This is a genomic window from Pseudomonas sp. FG1 (assembly GCF_034313875.1).
Taxonomy (GTDB): Bacteria; Pseudomonadota; Gammaproteobacteria; order Pseudomonadales; family Pseudomonadaceae; genus Aquipseudomonas; species Aquipseudomonas veronii.
The window spans coordinates 3545811-3568037 of record NZ_JAVIWP010000001.1 but is presented as its reverse complement, the minus strand read 5'-3'; the positions used below and the strand labels follow the sequence as shown (position 1 = coordinate 3568037).

Here is a 22227-nt window from a genome sequence, read left to right as displayed (position 1 = left end):
GATGATGATCGACGTATTAGTCATTGGCGGCGGCAATGCCGCCTTGTGCGCGGCGTTAATGGCCCGAGAGGCCGGCGCCAGCGTGATGTTGCTTGAAGGCGCGCCCAAAGCCTGGCGCGGCGGCAACTCGCAACACACCCGCAACCTGCGCTGCATGCACGACGCGCCCCAGGATGTATTGGTCGAGGCCTACCCCGAAGAGGAGTATTGGCAGGATCTGCTGAAAGTCACCGGCGGGATGACCAACGAGAAGCTCGCTCGTCTGGTCATCCGCGCCTCATCGAACTGCCGTGACTGGATGCGCGCCCATGGCGTGCATTTTCAGCCGTCGTTATCCGGCGCGCTGCATGTCGCGCGCACCAACGCGTTTTTCATGGGCGGCGGCAAGGCGTTGGTGAATGCGTATTACCGCAGCGCCGAGCGGTTGGGCGTGAACATCCGCTACAACGCGCAAGTGACCGACATCGAATTGAACGGGGGAACATTTGTCGCGGCCCACCTGAGCGCGCGCGATGCCGAAGGGCAACGTCTGCCCGCCGAACGTATCCAGGCCAGGACGTGCGTGCTGGCGGCGGGCGGGTTCGAATCCAACCGCGAATGGCTGCGTGAAGCGTGGGGGCAAAACGAGCGCGGCGAGTGGCCTTCGGACAACTTTCTGATTCGCGGCACGCGCTTCAATACCGGCGTACTGCTGCGGCGCATGCAGCAACTGGGCGCCGATTTTATCGGCGACCCGACCCAGGCGCACATGGTGGCCATCGACGCCCGCGCGCCGTTGTATGACGGCGGCATCTGCACGCGTATCGATTGTGTATCGCTGGGCGTGGTGGTCAATCGCGACGGCGAGCGCTTTTATGACGAGGGCGAGGATTTCTGGCCCAAGCGCTATGCGATCTGGGGGCGCCTGGTCGCGGGGCAGCCCGGTCAACAGGCTTATTCGATCATCGACCAACAAGCCATCGGTCGGTTCATGCCGCCGGTGTTTCCGGGCACCAAAGCCAACTCGCTGGAAGACCTGGCGCGCCAGCTGAAGCTCCCGGTGGCGCCATTTGTCAGCACCATCCAGGCCTACAACGCGGCCTGCCGCGTCGGTACGTTCGACCACACCGCCCTGGACGATTGTCGCACCGAAGGTTTGACGCCCGCCAAAACCCATTGGGCCCGCCCATTGGTCAAGCCCCCCTTCTGCGCCTACCCGCTCAAGCCGGGCGTGACCTTCACCTATTTAGGCCTCGCCACCGACGCTACCGCCGCCGTTCGCTTCAATGGCCAGGCGAGCCCGAACTTGTTCGTCGCCGGAGAAATGATGGCTGGCAACGTATTGGGCAAGGGCTACACCGCCGGCATCGGCATGGCCATCGGCACCGCATTCGGTCGCATTGCCGGCGTGCAAGCCGCCGCCGCGGCCGGCTTCATCACCCCTTCATCCCAGGAGCCGCAACATGCAGCTGTTTGATCCCAAGGCGCCGGGCACACTGATTCCCGTCCTCAACCTTGATGAAAGCGAAGTCCAGCGACAAATGACGGTCTGCAATGCCTGCCGTTATTGCGAGGGCTTCTGCGCGGTATTCCCGGCCATGACCCGACGCCTGGAATTTTCTCAGGCGGACATCCATTACCTGGCGAACCTTTGCCATAACTGCGGTGCGTGCCTGCATGCCTGCCAGTACGCCGCACCGCATGAATTTGCGATCAATGTGCCCAAGGCCATGGCCAAAGTCCGCCTCGACACGTATGCCGAGTACGCCTGGCCGCAGGCGATGGGCACGTTATACCGGCGCAACGGGCTGACCCTGGCGCTGGCATCCGGCGCGGGGCTGGCGCTGTTCCTCTGCCTGACGTTGATGATGATGGGCAATCTGTTCACGGCAATGCCCGGGGGGAATTTCTACGGGATCTTCCCGCATAACACCCTGGCCCTGATGTTCGGCGCAGTGTTTGGTTACGCGGTGCTTGCATTGGCGATCGGCGTGCGGCGCTTTTGGCGCAATGTCTCGCCGGTCGAGGCCTCCCGCGAGCAAACAACATCGGCGGCCCTGGAAGCGAGCGCCAATGTGGCCACGCTCAAGTACCTGGATGGTGGCCACGGCGAGGGCTGCAATAACGCCGATGATCGATTCACCTTGTGGCGGCGGCGCTTCCATCACTTCACCTTCTACGGCTTCATGCTGTGCTTCGCCGCCACCGGCGTGGCCACGCTCTACCATTTCCTGCTGGGCTGGTCGGCGCCCTACCCCGTCTTGAGCGTGCCGGTGATGCTCGGCATCGTCGGCGGGTTCGGGTTGCTGGTCGGCCCGGCGGGGCTCTTGTGGTTGAACCTGCGGCGCAACGCCGAACACGGCGATGAACAGCAGAAGCCCATGGATCGCGGCTTCATCGCGCTGTTGTTTCTCGTCAGCGCCAGCGGCCTGGCACTCCTGGCGTTTCGCGAAAGCATGGCCCTGGGCCTGTTGCTGGCGATCCATCTCGGCCTGGTCATGGCTTTTTTCCTGACCATGCCCTACAGCAAATTCGCCCACGGCATCTTCCGCAGCGCCGCGCTGCTCAAATACTCCATCGAAAAACGTCAACCCAACCCCATCAACGCCGCAAGCGACTGATCGTCAAGACCGTCATTCCAAAAACAAGATTGATCACCACGGTAGCCATAATGAAAACAACAACACAAAACACCCCGTCCAAGGGTTCAAAACTGGGCGCCATCCTTCGGGTCACCAGCGGCAACTTTCTCGAACAGTTCGACTTCTTTCTGTTCGGGTTCTACGCGACCTACATCTCCCAGACGTTCTTTCCTGCCACCAGCGAGTTCGCTTCGCTGATGATGACCTTCGCCGTATTCGGCTCCGGGTTCCTGATGCGTCCGCTGGGCGCTATCGTGCTGGGGGCGTACATCGACAAGGTGGGACGGCGCAAGGGCCTGATCGTAACGCTGTCGATCATGGCGGCCGGGACGGTATTGATTGCACTCGTGCCCGGCTACGCCAGCATCGGAGTGGCAGCACCGGTATTGGTGTTGATGGGACGACTGTTGCAGGGCTTCTCCGCCGGGGCGGAGATGGGGGGCGTTTCGGTGTACCTGGCTGAAATCGCCACGCCAGGCCGCTGCGGGTTCTACACCAGTTGGCAATCGGCCAGCCAACAAGTGGCGATCATTCTTGCGGCAGCGCTGGGTTACACGATCAACGCGTCCATGGCAGCCGCCGAGGTAGCTGCCTGGGGCTGGCGCATCCCGTTCTTTATCGGCTGCGTGATCATCCCGTTCATCTTCATCATTCGCCGTTCGTTGCAGGAAACCGAGGCGTTCAAAGCACGCAAGCATCACCCAACGGCCAATGAAGTGTTCCGCTCAATGCGCGACAACTGGCGCACGGTACTGGCTGGCGGTCTGTTGGCGTCGATGACCACCACCACGTTCTACCTGATCACCGTCTACACCCCGACTTTCGGCCGTTCGGTACTGAACCTGAGCACCACCGACAGCCTGGTGGTCACGCTCTTCGTCGGCCTGAGCAACTTCATTTGGTTGCCCATCGGCGGCACACTCTCCGACCGTATCGGCCGGCGCCCGTTATTGCTGGCGATCTCTTTGTTGTGCCTATGCACCGCTTACCCCGCCATGCATTGGCTGGCCGCCGCGGCCAGCTTCGAACGACTCCTCAGCGTGCTGCTGTACTTCTCGTTCTTCTTTGGCATTTACAACGGCGCAATGGTTGCCGCGCTGACTGAGGTGATGCCACAGAACGTCAGGGTCGTCGGGTTCTCCCTGGCGTTCAGCTTGGCGACTGCAGTGTTTGGCGGCTTTACGCCCGCCGTATCCACCCTTTTGGTGCAAGTAACCGGCGATAAGGCATCACCGGCCTACTGGCTGATGTTTGCGGCGTTATGCGGGTTCACGGCGACGACGATCTTGTATCGCAAGCAAAACGCGGTGACGGTCAACGCCTGATAAGCGCGGTATCCCTGCAGGGCAGCCTCAGATTTTGAATTGCCCCAGCAAGCCTTGCAGGCGGTTGCCGATCGCATACAACTCATCGACGGTCTGGACGCCCTGCTGCGTCTGGTTGGTAACCGCGTCGATGGCGCGTGCGATCAGTTCACTATAAATAAATCTGTCCCCTTCTCCATGGGTACAACAAGGGGGCATATAGGGCTCAACAATCACTGAAAGTGCCGGCGCAAGCATGCGCCGGGTATCAGCTGAAGCAAAAAATCTACCGTTTAAGACTCTGACAAGATTGAAAGTACGGCTTTAAAAATACAACTTCCATCATCAACGGCTGATAATGCCTCGTATATTGCTTCGGTCGTTGCCATAAGCGAATCTTCTCCACCAGCTAAGGACAGCGCCGATACAGCCCGCGCTTGACTAAACAGCTGAAGGGCCTCCATACCTAATTCCTGCCCCTCATTCAGACTGTCTTGCAAATCAAAATATTGCTCATCTAACTTTTCAGCCAAAGCATCTAGCTCAGATAGTTGCTCAGTCGTAAGCTTATTACCAAATCGTAGTTGCGCAAGGGACTCAGCAACAACAGGCACGCCTACTGAGCTTGTCTGAAAAGCAAGTTCACAAGCAACTTTAACCGCACTTCGCCGTTGCTCTTTACTAGCCACTTTCAGCTTTTTTACAAGGCTTTTTCCAACCATTTCTAAACGCATAATCATTGTTTAGCCTTTAATGAAAAAAGGGGACGACTAACCGGTTGAGATTTGAACGTCCCCTGGCCCGAAAGGGTGCTCGCGCAAGGCGGGCCGAAGCCTGAAAAGGCGAAGTGGTGACCGGATCTGCTTTACCCATATACGCGAAGGGCGCATTTTTTCGTGTCTACCATCAGCGTTTCATGGCCATCGGCTTGCGCACATAGGACCTGGCGCCGTGTCGTAGGACATTCGTCACGTGAGCACCTATTTTTATTGAGGTCTCCATGTATGGATAACCTTTGCTCGAACGACAGGTCGGTCACGTCACTTCCAGAGCAACAGCATCAGGCATAAACTGGTGCTCTCACTCTGGCGTCTCGGCCTCGAATACTTGAGATGCTCCACCACCGGATTGTCCTGCTCGAAATTGGCGGATATGGAGCTATTGCTGCGCGATGAAGTGCGCCGGCAATCTCAGAGACTGGAGTAGGTTTGTGGGGATTCCTCAGACTCTGTCCCCTTTTATCCATTCATATCCCATCAAACTTCTCTCTTTAAAAACTCATAATGAGCATCATAATGAGCTAGGGGTTTCACAGGTAACCACTCTGATGGGATGTATGGTGTATCGACGACGACTTCATAACCATGTCTCCAGGCAATTTTTGCGTAGATGACACCAAAAGTTGAAATCAGACCTTCAGAATAACCGTTCTCACTATCAAACCTTCTCTTTATTGAGACTGGTGTTGTCAGCTCGCGCAAAACAGATTCCATTTTTGATTTATCGCCCTCTGCCAGCGCAATGAAGAACTCATTGTCCAGCATAAATCTTTTCTTCGGGATGGTCTGAAGTAGCCATGTATTTCCCCGGCATACCACCTAGCGCAACTTTTAAACTCGCCAAATGATCAAAAAACAATCAATTCGACGAGTATTTCTTACGTTTTCGCCACCCGGACCCCACTCCGGTGGCCATTTCCCGCATTACAGGCGCACCTCTCCTGCATTCGTCAGTAAATGTCGGCGCGCCATCCACAGGTTCGACAGAGCGAACAGTGTCACCAGTTGCGCCGTGTTTTTGGCCAAGCCGCGAAAGCGCACCTTGGTGTAACCGAACTGGCGCTTGATTACCCGGAACGGATGCTCGACCTTGGCGCGCACCTGAGCCTTGGCCTTTTCAATCTTGCGCTTGGCTTTGTACAGCACGCTGCGCTTATCGAGTTTTTTGTAGGTGCTGCGGCGTGCCGCCACCTGCCAGATAACTTCACGTCCTTCATGCTCGGGCCGCTTTTCGACACCGGTGTAGCCTGCATCGGCGCAGACCACGTTTTCGTCGCCATGCAGCAATTTGTCCACCTGGGTGACATCCGCCACATTGGCCGCCGTGCCCACTACGCTGTGCACCAGACCCGATTCGTCATCGGCGCCGATGTGGGCCTTCATGCCAAAATAATACTGGTTTCCCTTCTTGGTCTGGTGCATTTCCGGGTCGCGCTTGCCGTCCTTGTTCTTGGTCGAACTGGGCGCATTGATCAGCGTTGCATCGACGATGGTGCCCTGGCGCAGCGACAGGCCGCGGTCGCCCAGATAGCCATTGATGACAGCGAGGATGCCGGCCGCCAGCTCGTGTTTCTCCAGCAAGCGGCGGAAGTTGAGAATGGTGGTTTCGTCGGGGATGCGCTCCAGGTTCAGCCCGGCAAACTGGCGCAGGATCGTGGTTTCGTACAGCGCTTCCTCCATCGCTGGATCGCTGTAGCCGAACCAGTTCTGCAGCAGATGCACACGCAGCATCGCCATCAACGGGTAGGCCGGACGGCCACCTTCACCTTTCGGATAATGTGGCTCGATCAAAGCAATCAAGCCCTTCCACGGCACCACCCGATCCATCTCGATCAGGAACAACTCCTTGCGGGTTTGCTTGCGCTTGCCAGCGTACTCGGCGTCGGCGAAGGTCATCTGCTTCATCGGGAAACTCGGTGGGTGGGGTCGCGGTATTTTGCCAAATCAGAAAGTCTTTTTCAGAGTTTCCTTCGGTCCTGAAGGTGGGTGCGCAATCATCCTAGCACAACGGTCGCGCAACTGAGTAAAGTCTCCTTTAACAGCCAATCTAATTTGATAGGCTACAAAATCTGCGGTAGTAGTGGCCTGAATTCTTTTAGTATCAACGATGTCGTCGTTATTACAGAACCAACTAATCAGGGATTCATTATCAGAAACCAAGCTAGCCAAAAAATCAAATGTCTTCAACATGAAGTTCATTTTGTCGGTTTTCAGTGAATACCGATACTGGCGAAGACTGTCTGCTATAAAAAACCAAGCTTTCATTTTTTCCAATGATGAATTGCCAAACCACTCCTCTATAGCTTGAGCATACGCATGAGAAGACAAGCGATCCAAACAAGCGACAGGATCACCTTGCCCAGTTTTTATATTGGCAATGTAGCCAGCCAAGTTAAATCCGCCATCTAGGTGGCTTTTTACGTGTTCAATTCTAGATGTCGCGTTAATTTCGAGCTTGCCGTATCGACTCCAAGAAATCACTTGATCACTCTCACTTCAACTTAGCAATTATTAGTTGACCTGAACTGCGATCAACACCCGCCACACCCTTTACCAAACTACCATTTTCACGCGCCTTGTCTACCGCTTTATAAGCCTCGGAGCTTTTATCCAGACGTCCGAGCACCTTCTCTACCCACGAGTCAGACATTTGAACAACTTCGTTAGCATCACGAGAAAACGACCCCCCCCAGTTATTTGTTTCGAATCCAAGACAATTACCGATTTACCATCAGCACTCATATACACATGATCAAATCCGTTATTACTTCCGTACTTGCCACCCTCTAAAGATTTAAGACCTTGCCGTTGTGATACGGATTCCACCAGTTCTTCGGTCAGAGCACCTGACTTGTCGAGCCCATCTGTAACCTGCTGCGCCAGCGCTTTTTCTGCTGGAGTGAGATCGGTAATAGCATACCCTCCCGCATTCAGTTTGGCTGAACTGACAAAACCTCCTGCGGTTGGCTCGACACCAGATAGCTCACCAATGGCAGGGATACCCGAAACGATCGGATCACGCTTCGGAATTACCGGCCGATCTGGAAGCTGCGTCGTTTCCCAATCACCCTGACCGCCGTCCGTACTCCAGTTCTTCGCCGTCTTCGCATCCAGCTCTGCGATCTGCTCACCGAGCTCGACACCGTCCTTCAGCGCCATTTTACCCAGGGGAAATAGGGGTCAGACCCTGAGGGATCCCTTAGACTTAAGCAATCGCTCCTGATATCACACATAAAGCAGTAACAACTTGATCAGGATGATCTTCTAGAGGAACCCCCCAGCCGGTAACTTCAAGTCCACCATAGCTTTGATCGGTATAGAACCACTCTTCAGCACTATCAAACTCTAAAGATGTAAATGGCAATAGATCCGAAACCAAACTACCCAAGCCAATACCAGCCGGCAAAAACCCCTTATAAACAAACTCCCGTGCAAACTCCCCAGAAAAGCTAAAATCGTAAACCTTAACAGCATAAACCTTTCCCGCTCTAACCATTATTGATAGAGCTGGAGTTCCTTTTAGCAGACCATTAATAATTGCATCATTAAATAGCGAAAAAGAGTAGCCTCCATTTCCAAGCTCATCCAGACCATGCGTTCTCAATAGAAGGTCCGGCGAATTTTCAAACTTGTACAATAGACTGGACGCATCAACCAAATACTTAAGCAGCACACGTTCCAGCACTTCCGCGCTCACATCCAGCGGTATACCTGCAAGAGAGACGGATGGCACGATTGGTGCCACCCAAGATATTGAAAAATCGTTAGATGACGTCATTCTGGCACCCACGTGTTGGTGGAGGAGTTAAATACCACTTTCTGCCCCTGAGGGTTTAAATACTTTGTATTAGCATCATAAATAGGGCTCCCGCTACTAAAAGTCGGTCTGTAAGCCACAGGATCAACAACCTTAACTTTGCTCCCATCAGCATAAGTAAGCTTGTAGTACTCACCTTTGTGAGTTGACAAAACATCATCCCCAATAGTAGATGGACTATACTGAATTTCTTTAATCCCTGTAGTGCTACCTTCGACCGTATAGACCTGGGCATTACCAGATGAACTGGCTCTCACTTTAGGTGTAAGTGTTGCGCCATCCATGGTGAGCGACTGTTTAATATCATCTATTGATTTCCCCCAAACACTGGAAGGATTTCCAGCAATATCTCGAGGAATACCGGCTTGTGCCGCTAAGTCTTCGCGCAAACCATCCCGAGCAAGTGGAGATGTTGCCGGAATATCGTCTACTACCTTCCCAGCCGCACCTGCCTCTTTTGCACCCTTAACTGGCGCTAAATCAATACTAGCAGCTGCACCATCATAAACTGCCCCAAACAATCCCGCACTGTTCAGGACAGCTTGGAGCCCGAACCCGAACCTTTCGGTTGTCGTCGCTACTTCACCGGTGATGGGATTTTTCCCACCTGAAGCCATGTAGGTCTGGCACGCAATCCCCGCGAGCCCCATACCACCGCATCCGGCAGCAAACGTTTCCTTCGAAAACTCGTCCAGATACGCTTTCTGTGCAGCTACCGTTGTTGCAACCTCTGCTTTATGAGTAATCGACTGTGCGTCGCTGGCGGGTTCCAGGGCCCACTCATCTCCCAAATCGGTTTTGACCGTTCTGTCAGATACGACACATACACCGTTACCCGAGAGCGCACAGCTGACCAGTTGCCCTGGCTGAGGTCTGGAGCCCGGATCGGTTCCTATGTCCCCTTCTACGGCTGGCATATCTTTGAGTACGGAGCTGTCTCTTGCCAACAGTTCCTTTATATTTTTCGATAGTTCGTCACAACGGGATGAGGACGTTCCCCCGCAGTTCCTTTTCTTATACTCGGCCTGCTCTTGCGCAAGTGTTATGCCCTCACTGCCCCTGAGCTGGTTATTTTCGACCGCATTTTTCGCTGCGATGCCTCCCGCCACTGCATCTGACGAGTTCCCTGCCACAATGCCTGCAGCGAGGCCTCCAGCAAGTGTCGATAGTGCGGAGACCTTTTGTTTTTCAGCTTCGCTCAGTTGATCGATGGGCTTGTTCGGGTACAGCTCGTAAGCGACCAGTTCACCGATACTCGCCCCCGTGGCTCCAGCAAGCGCAGAGTTTTGCTGGGATTTTGCAAGCACCGCGCCCAATACAGCATGAGCCATTATTCTGGCTTCAAGGTTATCGCCTGTGTTGTCCTTGATGATACCCGCCAGATACGGCGCCGAAGCCCCCACGACCGCCTGGGCAAGGTTGCCTCCAGCCAGCCCTTGAACCGCTGCCGTTACGGCTTGCGCAGCACGCTGAAGGTCACTTCCCGTACCGTAGGCAGCCATGGTGCTTTTATAGGCATCGGTGCCCTGCAACATGTCCACGTAGGCCTTGCGATCTTTGTAAGAGGCGTCTGGATTAGCCCCCGGCATGTTCTTCTGTTCATCTGTCAGGTGTGCTTGCGCGGCCTTCGCAGCTTCAATCGTTCCCTGGGTACGAATAATGTCCATGGACTGGTTAGCGATATCACCAATCAACTGCGCCTGGCGAAGCCGTTGCTGCTCCTTCTCCTTGTCGAAGATAGGGCTCAGTGCGTTATTGGCATGCTCAACGTCATGACTCAGCGTGTTGACGTCTTGTTGCTGCTTATCCTTGTCGCGAATAGTCAGCTGGCCATCAGATATGGCTGCGTAAGTCGTACTGCTTTCATGCCCGTCGTGGTTCGCACCCACCAGCAACATACTGCCCATATTGCCGAGGAACTGAGTACTGGCATCCCCGCCCGTCCCTCCACTCACGCTCTGGTGCTGGCTGCTGAAATCGGCTTTGTTGTCCAGTCCGGTCCAGCCCAGGCTCCCGGTCGTGAGTTTGTTTTTGTCGGCGCTCGCGGTGCTGCCGATTACGCTGGCATCCAGTTGGGTATGTTCGCCAACGCTTATTTGGTAGCCGTTCTTCCCAGCGAACAACCCGGTCTGCTCTTTCACGCTGTCAAAGTTAGACTTGAGCTTGTCTTGGCTGACGCTAAGCGACGCACTCCCGCTCATAGAGCCAAATGTGAAGCTGGCGCCTCCACTGACGTTGGTTTGCTTGGAGTCGTAACGATCAGTGTCTTGCTGACTGCTCAGCGTCAGGTTGCGCCCTATGTCCGCGACGATCTGCTGGGCATTCGCCTGCGCTCCCACCAAGGTTGCATCCCGACCACTGTCGAGCGTGAGCTTGTTACCGGCATTGACGGTGGTTTCAGTCCATGTGGTGCCATTACCCTTTTCCTTGCCCGCCCCGGCGTTGCCGTTGGCGAAGATACTAAGACCCGCACCGCTGTCACTGACTCCCAGGCTTACGCCGATTGCACCGCCTGCACTCTTGTTAGAGCCGTCGAGGCTTTGCGTATTGGTGCCGGAGCGCAGATTGATGTCCTGTGCGGCAGACAACAGCAAGTCGGTGCCGGCCTGAAGTTTGCTGCCCTGTACCGTGATGTCGCCACCCGTAGCACCCGGCTGTCCATTCCCGGTAGCAACCAGGCTAAGGTTACCGCCTGCCGTCAGATTGCTGCCTTGGCTGACGCTTTGTTCCTGTATTTGCTTGGAGCTGGACTTCTGTCCTCCCAGCGAAATCGAGATACCGACGAACTCGCCTGCCTGCGCACCGGACTCAAGTGCCTGGGCGCCCTGATAAGCCTGATAGCCGGAAAGCCCGGCCTTGACACCCTGTAATGCCGACAAACGCGTGTCGTTTTCATGAATGGCATCTTGAGCGGTTTGCACTGCCGTGTTGACCGCTTCCCCCACCACACCGGACAACGCCAACGTCAGACCGCTCTTCTTGCTCTCCTGAGAGGTACGCGTCGTACTGTCGTTGGCCGCGTCGAGAATATTGACGTTTTGTCCAACCAGCTTGATGTCCTTCCCTGCAACCACGTCCGACGCCTTGACGGTCAGGTCTTTACCGGCGGTGATATTCACATCGCCCATGACGCTGCCGACGGTGCTGCCTTTCTGGCTGGCGCTCTCCGTGCCCTGCTTGTAGGTATTCTGGGAGGAGCCCAAGGTGACGCCGATCCCCCCTGTGCTTAACAAGCCAGACTTTTTAGTCGACTGGCTGTGTTGTGCACTGAACGACTCCGCATCACTCTCTATGCGAACGCTGTTGCGAGCCTGAATGTTCGTTTCTTCAGTCGAGACTACGTTGCTGGCGGAAACCGCAATATCATGACCGGCCTGTACCAACGTCGTATCCCCACTCAGTGTCGAACCGGTCAACGACGTGCTGCTTTGTGAATCACTGCTCATCTTGCTGGTACTGGAAAGTCCAAACCCGCCGGATTTTGATTTGGCGGAAGCACTGGATTCACGGTTCTCTGCGCCAGTCAGATTGACGTCGTGACCCGCCAAAACCGCCAATGCGCCTTTGTCGCTGTTGATGGTTGATCCAGTGAGGTTGATGTCGTTGGCGGCGACAACCGTTGTTTTACCCTGCGCCTGAATTGAAGAGCCAACAGCCACATCATTTTCGCTCTCGCTCATCTTCGAGCTTTTCTTACCCCACGACCCCTTCTTCGTTTTCGAGTAATACGAGTAATCGCTGTCTTCAGCCGCCGCCAGGTTCAGGTCTTTACCGGCATACAAATACGCCTCATCCCCCGCCGTCACCCGGCTCGCCGTCAACGCCAGGTCCTGTCCGGCGCTCAGCGCCACGTCACCACCGGCTTTAACCGTGGTGGAGACCTGGCTCACATGGTCCTCTTTGCTCTTGACCTTCTTCGACGTAAACGAGGCATGGGACTCGTCTGCTGCCGACGACAGTGACAAATCGCCCACCGCCGACATCGTCACATCACGCTTGGCATCGATCTCACTCGCCACCGCGCTGATGTCCCGGCCCGCCTGTACCTTTAAATCACCGCCGGCATCCACGCGGCTGCCGTACTGGGTCGCGCTGCTGTTCTTGAACAGCCCGCTCACCGTATTGCTGTTGGTCCCTTCGGCAGAGATCAGGTTGACGTCGCGTCCGGCCTTGAGCGTGGTGTCGGCGCCGCTGCTCATCACGCCGCCCACGCTGTTTACGTCGCGGCCGGCTTGCAGGCTCAGGTTGTTCGCAGCTTCGATGCGCGCTGCACTGTCCACGGAGTCGGTGTGCTCGGTGCGGTAGCCGCTGCTGCTGTCGTGGCTGGTGACGCTGCGCTCGTTGAGGATGTCGCCTTGGGTGACGGTCAGGTTCACGTCGCGACCGGCGATGATGCCGCCGGCGGTGTTGACGATGGTGTTACCGGCCAGCAGATTGAGGCGGTTACCGGCCTGGATCAGGCCGCTGTTGGTCAGGTCGTTGCCGGCCTGGGCCGACAGGTTATTGCTAGCCCGCAAGGTGCCGACGTTGTCCAGGTTCTGGCCGGCGATCAGGTTGACGTCGTTACCGGCGATCAACGCGCCGTCCGGGGCCAGGCGGTTATTCGCCTGGGCCAGGTACACCACGGGTACCAGGACGTTTTCGCCGTTTACTTGCTCTTCTTCAAGCCAGACGATGTCGTGGGTCAGCGCCGCGACTTGGGCTGAGGTGAGGCTCACACCCACGCTCAGGCCGAGTTGCTGTTTGCTCCTGATGGCGTTGTCCATCAGGTACTTGAGCATGCCCGAGTCGGTGTTCTGGCCGTCGATGAAGCGTTGGCCGGTGCGGGCCACCACGGCTTGTTCGACCAGACGTTGCTCATAGAGGCCGTCGCCGAGGCGCTTGGCGCTGTCGTCAGGGTTGTAGCCGAGGCCGGAGAGTAGATAGTCCGAGCTCATGAACTGCTTGAGGTCGGTGAGCACCGGGTTGGTTTCGATCAGGTATTTCTGCGGCTGCGACACGGGCTGCGTGCCCGGCAGGCCCTGCACACGGGCAATGCTCTGGCTGGCCACCGGGGACGGTTTGTCGCCGGTGGTTGCGGCCGGGGCCACTGGGGTCACACCGGGAATCGACGGAGCGTTCACGACCACGGTGCTGCCGTGGTCAGTGGCTTGCGCCGGCAGGTCCAGGTTCGGGTGGGATGCAACGACCGCAGACGATGCCGCGCCACCGCCGGCGTTCTGTGTGCCGATTGCGACTACTTGGCTGGCATCGGCGGCGCTGCTGCGGCCAGGGGTTTGGATGCTGGCGCCGCCGCCATCGCCAATGGTCCCCACACCGCTGCTGCTGGCGCCGATGCCGCTGGCCTGGCGGGCAGCCAAGTTCAGTTGAAGGCTGCCGGCGGCGTCCTGAGTCGGGGCATTTATCTGTATCACCCGGCCCTGATGAGTGGGCGTGGTGATCTGATGTTGGTCAAGTTGCAGACTGGCGCCACTCACCGACCAGCCCGGCGCATTGTTACCCTGCGCCGGGGCACTGCTGCCCTGCCCGCTCAGGCGGAACAGGCCGTTTTGCCCGGTGGGCAGGCTGAAGCCCGGCAAGGTCAGGGGGTTGATCTGCCGTTGGGCCAGGTCGGGCGGCAGTTGCCCGTTGACGGTGATGCGCGTGGAGAAGGTGCCCGCACCGCTGGCACCCGCCGCACCGGTGCCGGTCTTGGCGCCTGCGCCTACATAGGTAAAGCCTGGGCGTACCACGCTGTTATCGATATTGGCCTGGGCCTTGACGTTAACCGCGCCACCCGCCTGAATCACTCCCGCGTAGGTCTGGTCGCCGGCGCTGATCTGGGTGACTCGGCGCAATACCGTGCGCTCAGCCTCGGTGATACCGATAAACCCGGCCATGGCACCGGCCAGGCCGCTCAGGTCACTGGCGTTGTAGGCAGCGCCGCCGACGGAGTAACGGTTATTGAACGCGGCGGCCGCGTCGTACCACATCTCGGGATGCCGGGTACGCTCGGACACGAACAGGCGCCAGGTGTCGGTTTCGCCGGTTTCAACGCCACTATTAGTCAGGTTGTTGGCGACAACGCCGAGGTTGCCACCCGCGTCAATGGTGCTACTGGCATTGACCACATCGCCGCCGGCAATACTGAGGTTTTGCCCGGCGGTGATGCTCGAGGCGGCGCTGGAGGCCGTCACTTCGAGTTTTTCGCGTTGATCGATTTGCCACAAGTGGTTCTGTTTGCCGCTGCAATCACCCGCGTAGTTCGGGCCTTCGATGCACGGGAACTCAGTGATGGAGGCAGTGTAGATGCCGCCTGCGCTGGTGGTCAGCACCGCACGCACGTTCTGGATCGTGCTGGCGGCAAGGCTCATATTGCCGTCGCTTTGCAGGCTCGATGAACTGTTGAGTATCTGCGTGGCAAGGCCGCCCTGCCCGTCGCGGTCGATGCTCAGGTTGCCCAGGCTGTAGACGTCGGCGTAGCTGTTGGTCAGCGTGTCGACGCGCAGGCTCATGTCGCCACCGCTGAAAATCAGACCATGGTCATTGAGCAGTGCGCCGGAGGTGGCGGTGAGCTTCTGAGCGCTGCCAAGGGTTGCCGTGTTGTTTATCGCGCCGGCATTGATGATCAGGTCGTTGGCGGACGTCAGCCGCCCGGCGTTGTTCAGGGTGCCCGTGATGTTGGCGCTGGTCAGGCCGCCGCCGGCCACGCTGGCGGTGTTGCTCAGGTTCAATTGCGCGGCGCTCAGACTGAGGTCGCCCTGACTGGTGATGCGCCCTGCGCCGTTGAGCGTGCCGCCCAGGTGCAAGTCGAGACTGCCATCACTGGCGATCAAGCCGTTGGTGGACCAGTTTTCACCGGTACCGGTCAACGCGCTGCTTGCCAGTAATTGGCCGTCGGCGGTCTGGTTGAGGGTATTGACGTTGACCGTCAGGCGCCCGGCCTGGATCACGCTGCTGTTGGTCCAGGTGTCCTGGGCGATGGTCAGGCCACCACGCGTCACCAGGCTGCCACCCACGCTGTTGAGGTTGCTCGGCGCGATCGTGAAGTTGCCATTGCCGACGTGCAGCACGCTACCGCCGACGTTCTGCAGGCTGCCGGCCCCCAGTATCAGGTTGCTGTTGGCGGTTTCGAGCACACCGTTGGTGTTATCCAGCAGGCCGCCGATGGCGAACTCGGTGGTGCCCGCATTACCCAGGGCGCGCAAGCGGCCGTTGCCGTTGTCGAGGCTGGCGGCGCTGACCTTGAGGGTGGATTGGCTTTCGACGACGCCCAGGCGGTTATTCAGCGCGCCGCGCAGGCTCAGGTCGATCTGTTGGCCGGCGATCTGGCCGTCGTTATCGCCACTGTTATCAAAGTCGTTGCCGCTGACGCTCACCAGGCCCGTCGCGTAGAGCCCGCCGTTGCGGTTGTCGAAATTGCCGGTGGTGACGAGCGCATCGCCGCCCTGGGCGGAAACGCGCCCGCCGTAGTTATCAAACATCGCCGCCTGCAGGTTGAGGCGTTGCCCCTGCACCGTGCCGCCCTGGCGGTTGTTGTTCAGGTCATAGCCGTTGCGCAGCACACCCACTATTTGGGCCTGCAACGCACCGTTGAGGCTGGCGAATGTGCCGCCACGGTTGTCGAGGTTGTTGGCGTTGAGCGTCAGGTCACCGGTTTGGGCAATCAGTTTGCCGCTCTGGTTATCCACGTCGCCGCTGATGTTCAGGGTCAGGCCGTTCTGGCCCTGCACCACGCCGCGGCTGTTGGCGAGCCCGGCGGCCCGCAATTGCACGTCGGCGCCCTGGCTGTAGATCAAACCGTCGGCATTGTTTTGCACTGCGCCACTGGCGTTGATCGCCACGCGGCCGGTGCCTGCGAGGGTGCCGTGCTGGCTGTTGTCGATCGCACCGGCAAACAGGCTCAGCAGGTTCTGGCTGACAATCTGCCCACCCTGATTGTTGACCTGGGCGGCGCGCTGCAACAGCAACGGGCCTGCGCTGGCCAGTTTGCCGTTGGTGTTGGTGAGGTTGCCCAGCAGGTTCAGGGTCATCGCGCCGTTGCTGGCCAAGGTGCCAGCCGCATTGCCCAGGTCATTGGCATTGACCGCCAGCGCTTGCTGCGCGTTGAGCGCACCGGCGTCGTTGCTCAGGGTCGCCGCCTGCACGTCCAGGGTCGCGCCACTGTCGATCAAACCGCCGCCGCTGTTGTTGAGCAGGCCGCTGACTGTCAGGCCCTGCCCCGCGGCGCTGGACAGAATCCCGCCGCCGCTGTTGTCGAGGCTGGCCGCACTGATATCCAGGCGGCCCTGGCTGACCAGCGCCCCGGCGCCACTGTTGAGCAGCGCCCCCGTGAGGTTCACCGCCATCGCACCGCTGCGGCTGGAAAACGTGCCGTTGTTGCGGTTATCGAGGCTGCCGCCAGCAAAACCGAGGCTCTGCCAGCCCGACACCAGGCCGTTGGCATTGATCAGGTTGGCGGCGCCCAGGGTCAATGCCTGGTTGCTGATCAGCTTGCCGGCGCTGTTGTCCAGCGCACGCGCGGCCAGTACCAGGTTCTGCTGGCTGGAGACTTCACCCCCTTGGTTGTTGAGGTCACGCAGGTGGTTGATAGCCAGCGGGCCTTTGCCGAGGATCAGGCCGCCGTGGTTATCCAGGTCACCATTGTTCAGGTCCAGCGTGACGCGTTGCTCACCTGTCACCCTGCCGTTCGCCGAGGTCAACGCGCTGGTGCTCAGGTCCAGAGTGCCCAGCGCTGACACTTCACCGCCGCTGCCAGTATTCAGGCTGCCCGCCGTGAGGTTCAGGTTGCCCTGGCTGTGGATCAAGCCAAGGCCTGTGTTGTTCAGCAGGCCATCACTGGTCAGTTGCAGGTCACCCCGACTGTTCAGGGTGCCGTTGCTGTTGTCCACCGAGGCGGCGTGGGCGTCGAGGCTGGCAGCGCCGATCAGGCCCTTGATGTTGCTCAGGGCCTGGTTGACGCGCAGGGTCAGCCATTGGTTACTCAGCAGCTTACCGTTGCTGTTGTCGAGGTTCTGCGCGACAAGTGTGAACGCCTGGCCGCTGGAGATTTCACCGTTGTGGTTAGTGACGTCTGTGAGGTGGTTCAGTTGCAGCAGGCCTGCCGAATTGATCAAGCCGTCGGTATTGCTCAACAGGCCGTTGTTGACATCGAGCGTCAAGGCGCCGTTGCTGAACAGCTTGCCGCCTTGCTGGTCCAGGCCGGTCACGCTGGCGGTCAGCGCGTTGTGACTGCCAATGCTGCCGCCGTTGCTCAGTTGGCCTGCGGTGAGGTTCAGGGTGTCGCCGCTGCTGATGCTGCCGCTCTGGTTTGTCAGGTCACCCGTGACCAGCGCCACCGCGCCTTTGCCGCTGATGTTGCCTTGCCCGTTACCCAGCCCGGCACTGTGCAGGTTCAGGGCGCCGTCGGTCACCAGTTCGCCGCCAAGGTTGTTGACCTGGCCGCTGAGGCCCAGCGTGAGGTCTTGCGCGCTGGAAACGCTGCCCTGGGCATTGATGAGGTTGGCGGCATTGAGGGTCAGTTGGCTTTCGCTGCCTGGCCAGGTCTGGAAAGGTCCATCACTGGTGGAGGTCTGAAACGTGCACACAGAAGAAAATCATGCCATGCTGTCCATGCTGATGTGAGCTGACAGCAGCCATGAGCTGGCCAGAGGCACATCTGGCAAACCAGCCACACAAGGTCAGGCGCAGCAGCAAGCGAGCTTTGCCACTGCCATGGGTCCACAAGGATCAGTTGATGAGACGAGTTACTGCTGATGACCCCAGCCCGGTGGCTGCCAAGGAGGACACTGCCCATCCAGCTGGACAAAGAGTCAGCTGACTGGGGCCAGGAAGGATCCAGCCAGGTCATGGTGGGACCAGCGGATCACCTAATGAAGGCGGCAGATCCACAGCCATAGTGGCTGAGTGCTGGGGCCAGCCCGCTCAGACCCGGCCTGCAGCACTGAGACACAGGGGACAGAGAGCACACACTGAACACACGCGGAAGCAGGAGGCAGGTCACAGAATGAGGTCCATGCCACGTGGCTGCGGATGATGTCGCAGGCATCCGCAGCCAGTGCCAGGCAGTGAACCCCACGGGCAGCTGAGGGCAATGTGCTGACGCCACCGGAAGGCTGGTCCTGGGTGATAACAAACTGAGACTGCTGACGGAGCCACAAGAAGGTCCAGGCTGTGCACAAAAGGAAAATGGACTGGCTGGAGACTTGCCGCCTGAGCATGAGGCTCAGGCTGCCTGGCAGCAGATCAGCATGACGGCCGCTGCCAGCCCAAGCGTCAGCTGCTGAGTCCAGTCTGTTAAAAGGCTGAAGAACGAGCCAGTTCCACAATGTCGGTGAGAGCCAGGCTCAGACACGGGGGTGCTGGAAGAGGGCGGCCCACAAGGAGCGAGCAGAACGGGGTCACGGAGGCCGAGCTGGGCGGCAGCGAGGGAGCTGGCCCACCGGGAAAGGGTGCAGATCCAGGCCAGGTGAGTGGAGGCACCAGGCCACTTTGATCAGCCTGCTGAAGGAGCATGTTGAGGCCAGAATGAGGCGCACCAGCCAGCTGAAGAAAAGGCCCAGGTTTGTACAGTCAAAAGAACAACATAAAAGCCACAAAGAATAAGGCACATACACCTATGCTGAAGGTTGAGGTTAGGCTGGAGTATGTCAAATGCCTACATGGAGGGGTGCTGCTGAAAGGACTAGCTGGGAGGCCTGGCATGGGTGGGCTGTGGAGCCATTAGTTGGCCATATGCTGGGCTGCCAGACGCTGTCTGAAAGGGTCCCAGGCAGCCTCTGTTCAGGGCAGCAGTGTCTTTGAGCAACACTGGGCCCCACCACAAGATCACCTACACCACAGTCTGAGTATGGGTGAGCACTGGCTGTTGTCTGTTATCCAGGGGACATTGCCCAGTGAGACACTTTGGCTGATTCAAATTTCCTCACAGTTTGTTTGCCAGACGCCACTGATATTTGTGCTTTGCAGGCAACCAGCCCACCATGAAGGTTGAGGAAGAGACGAGGCCAAGGCCTGGGCCACCAGTTCACCACCCCCAGAGCTGAAACTGAAAGGCTGATCAGCCTCACAGATATGTCCCTGTTGCTATGATAATGGATCACAACCCAGCACGGTCAGGTTACGGGCCGGTTACTGCGATTGAAGATTGAATTTGCTTAGCTTCAGTGTCAGCCATGTTGATCATGCCCAGTGAAGGTCCACCTGCCTGCAGTCTGGGAGATCTCAGCGAAAAGAATCAGCCCCAGGTATTAGTCTGAATGGCAGATCGGATGGTCCCACTGCGGCCTCACTACCGCTGCCTCGCATGTCGGAGGAAGGCTGAATGGCCGGGACCCCGCCGCTGCTGAACGACAGCGGCCGGACTGTTGCCAGTCGATTGCGGACGGACCGGGGCACAGACACAGCATGAGAGCGCACAGGAACAAAACGAAACAGATGTCAGCTTGGAAGGAAGAATGTCGGCATTTGCCTGCTGGCTGGCTCAGTGTCGTGCATTGAGATCCACGTTGCACTGAGCCTGATAATTTCGCGCGCGGCTACGCACAGGCACACACAGTCAATCCCAGGTCCGTTTATTCGCCCAGCAAGCGGAGTATCCGAAAATGGCCAGCCTGAACAAATGCTGGCACCACTGCTGAGGTTGAATACAGCCAAAGACGGAGGGCTGGGTGCCTGGTCGCTGATCCGCGAGCTGGGCTGCTGCTGCTGAGGCCCTGCGCACATGGGGCCAGGCGGAGATTTTGCCACAGCAGACCGTCCAGGAATACGAGATGAACAGCATGTGCCTGGGTGGATCAGTCAAATGGCGCAACGAAGGCCTGTGGTCTAGTCCATAGAGTCAGCTGAGAAGGGGTCTTCAATGCTGGCAAGAACGAAGGAGAAGGCGAAAAAGTTCTGAGTTACTGAGGCTAGAGCATGGAAGCAGCATAGTCATTAAGGAAGGAGGCTGAGACTTAAAAGCACAGCCACCAGTCTGGTTGTCTGTCACACTAGGACGGACAGGCACTTGTGCCACACATGTCGAGAAGGCAGAATTGGCAAGAATTGTTATCTGGATGTTGGTGCCATTGTACCCAACCTCATGGAAAGGAGGAAGCCAGCTGTGCCTACAAGGATTCCACTTGGCTAGGGAGGCCAAGGCCGGGCACGGCGGAAGGTGCCTGAATGTTGACTAGAAGCAACATTCTAGGCAGCGTGGTGAAAGGCTGGCTGCTGTGGCTCACGCCTGTCAGCATAGTCTGACGCACGATAATGGCCGAGACAATGCCACGCAGCTGGAACAAGGTCCAGCTACTCAAAGATAAAGACGGTGGGCGGCCTGCTTGAGGATGCCTTGGAGCCAAGGACGGAGGCACTGGCGGCCACAGAAAAAAAAGGCTGGGCGAGGGTGAACGCCTGGCTATTGACCAGCCTGGAGGCGGCCAGTCAAGAATTGAGACTTCAGCCACAGTGGTTGTCCTGATCCATTGAATGGGCAGCAATGCTGGCTCAAGACATGCACCAGTCTCAGAAGCTACTCCTAGGCTGGCGGGCGGCTCACAAGAATGCCAGGAGTGCGAGGTTGCAGGCTGTGCCTAGCTGAGATGGCTCATATTCCAGCCACAGCTGGGCCAAGGCTGGTTGCTTGAGGCGATCAGGAGTTCGCCAGCCTGGCCAACACGGTCACCAGGTGCTCCTGGTGACACCACAGCCCCAGCACAGAGGCGGCCTGGGCCTAGGCCACTGCACCGCCTGGCCTGATCATCCAGCCCACAGGATCAGAATGGCAAGAGATCACCAGCAGGGCGATCCCAGCCTCACTGCTGACCTGCACACAGCGCCTGCACTGAGGGAGGCTGACGCGGCTGAGGCTGGTGCCCAGCACCCAGTGCCTGGGGTGAGACCGTGCAGCCCCGAGCTTGGGCCTGGGTGGCGGCACCAACAACGCCCAAAGGTGATTGGCTATGCTGTCGGAGGCTGGCCAGAAGAACCAGGTAATTGATCCCCGGCCAAAGGATTAGCTGACGCTGCCCAATGACTGAGCAGACCGGCCCTGGCAAAGGATCAGGTGCCAGCCCAGAAGGTGAGCAGCCACAGACGAGGCTGGCGCCCGCATCGGACTGAAGAAGCACTGGCCAGCATTATCCACATGCTGACAGTGACTGGAACGCGGCAGAATCACCTGGTACTGTTGTTCGAGAATGAGTGATCTCACTATTGGGGGCCTGATCATGAGGAGCCAGGCCTGTGCCATCTCCAGTTATTAAGGCGGATAAAAGCAAAATTTAAAATTTCAAATTGAGTACAGCACTGTGTTGAGAACTTGAGGGTCATACCCACACAGCATGTTCAGTTATGTCAGTCCAGCAGGTCAGCAGAGATCAGGCTCCGTGTCATAAATGTAGAAACCAGCTGCCATTACATTGGCTGTTCAGGACAAAGCCCCACTTGGAGACTGGCCAAGAATGAGCAGTTGACCTGGCCAGGCACACAGCCTTATTAAAAGTGCCTCCTTAGCTGCAAGGTCCAGGGTGCCTGCAGAGTTGCACCAGGCCTACTGGCCAGCACCAGCTCACTGATTTATTCATGCATATTAAAAGATAAATTGAACACACCAGTCAGATACTGAATGGGAACAAGATTCAGAGGATGCAACCAGGTTGACCACACATCTGAGCTCATTCAGCAGAGGAAGACCACTGGGGCTAGTGAGACTGAAAGGAAGGCCCACAGGCCCACTGAAAGGA

At 57.8% G+C, this 22227-nt stretch carries 10 protein-coding genes and 1 pseudogene; 3 read left to right on the top strand and 8 right to left on the bottom strand.

The window, feature by feature from the left end; translation table 11 throughout:
* The first annotated feature begins 4 nt into the window (after nucleotides 1-4).
* Genes tcuA through RGV59_RS16565 form a run of 3 tightly spaced genes read left to right on the top strand, consistent with a single transcriptional unit; the run spans nucleotide 5 to nucleotide 3946 of the window.
* The gene (tcuA, locus tag RGV59_RS16575) at nucleotides 5-1456 is read left to right on the top strand and encodes an FAD-dependent tricarballylate dehydrogenase TcuA (protein ID WP_126585836.1); all 1452 of its coding nucleotides are present in this window, start codon (nucleotides 5-7) and stop codon (nucleotides 1454-1456) included.
* Nucleotides 1443-2600: a tricarballylate utilization 4Fe-4S protein TcuB gene (tcuB, locus tag RGV59_RS16570; RefSeq protein WP_126585835.1), complete on the top strand. Its 1158-nt coding sequence runs from the start codon at nucleotides 1443-1445 to the stop codon at nucleotides 2598-2600. Before tcuA ends, tcuB begins: the two co-directional genes overlap by 14 nt.
* A gap of 50 nt (nucleotides 2601-2650) precedes the next feature.
* A complete protein-coding gene (locus tag RGV59_RS16565) occupies nucleotides 2651-3946 on the top strand; it encodes an MFS transporter (protein WP_104903574.1) in 1296 nt (431 codons plus the stop codon).
* 27 nt (nucleotides 3947-3973) lie between these two features.
* Here RGV59_RS16565 and RGV59_RS16560 read toward each other — a convergent pair whose 3' ends face one another.
* From RGV59_RS16560 to RGV59_RS16520, 8 genes and pseudogenes are all read right to left on the bottom strand, one after another.
* Nucleotides 3974-4183 carry a hypothetical protein gene (locus RGV59_RS16560; RefSeq protein ID WP_126585834.1) on the bottom strand — a complete coding sequence of 70 codons (210 nt, stop codon included), beginning with the start codon at nucleotides 4181-4183 and terminating at the stop codon, nucleotides 3974-3976.
* 35 nt (nucleotides 4184-4218) lie between these two features.
* Nucleotides 4219-4665 carry a hypothetical protein gene (locus RGV59_RS16555; protein ID WP_057004869.1) on the bottom strand — a complete coding sequence of 149 codons (447 nt, stop codon included), beginning with the start codon at nucleotides 4663-4665 and terminating at the stop codon, nucleotides 4219-4221.
* A gap of 516 nt (nucleotides 4666-5181) precedes the next feature.
* Entirely contained in the window at nucleotides 5182-5469 is a 288-nt protein-coding gene (locus RGV59_RS16545) for an Imm49 family immunity protein (protein ID WP_322247014.1), read from the bottom strand.
* 159 nt (nucleotides 5470-5628) lie between these two features.
* A complete protein-coding gene (locus tag RGV59_RS16540) occupies nucleotides 5629-6609 on the bottom strand; it encodes an IS5-like element IS1384 family transposase (protein ID WP_010466230.1) in 981 nt (326 codons plus the stop codon).
* A gap of 39 nt (nucleotides 6610-6648) precedes the next feature.
* On the bottom strand, nucleotides 6649-7185 hold the full coding sequence (locus tag RGV59_RS16535) for a hypothetical protein (RefSeq protein ID WP_322247013.1): 537 nt from the start codon (nucleotides 7183-7185) through the stop codon (nucleotides 6649-6651).
* A gap of 150 nt (nucleotides 7186-7335) precedes the next feature.
* Entirely contained in the window at nucleotides 7336-7863 is a 528-nt protein-coding gene (locus RGV59_RS16530) for a hypothetical protein (protein WP_126585832.1), read from the bottom strand.
* A gap of 46 nt (nucleotides 7864-7909) precedes the next feature.
* Nucleotides 7910-8482 carry a hypothetical protein gene (locus RGV59_RS16525; RefSeq protein ID WP_232566452.1) on the bottom strand — a complete coding sequence of 191 codons (573 nt, stop codon included), beginning with the start codon at nucleotides 8480-8482 and terminating at the stop codon, nucleotides 7910-7912.
* A pseudogene (locus tag RGV59_RS16520) lies at nucleotides 8479-18030 on the bottom strand (hemagglutinin repeat-containing protein); the annotation flags it as partial. The pseudogene RGV59_RS16520 and the gene RGV59_RS16525, both read right to left, overlap by 4 nt.
* Between the last annotated feature and the right edge of the window lie 4197 nt (nucleotides 18031-22227).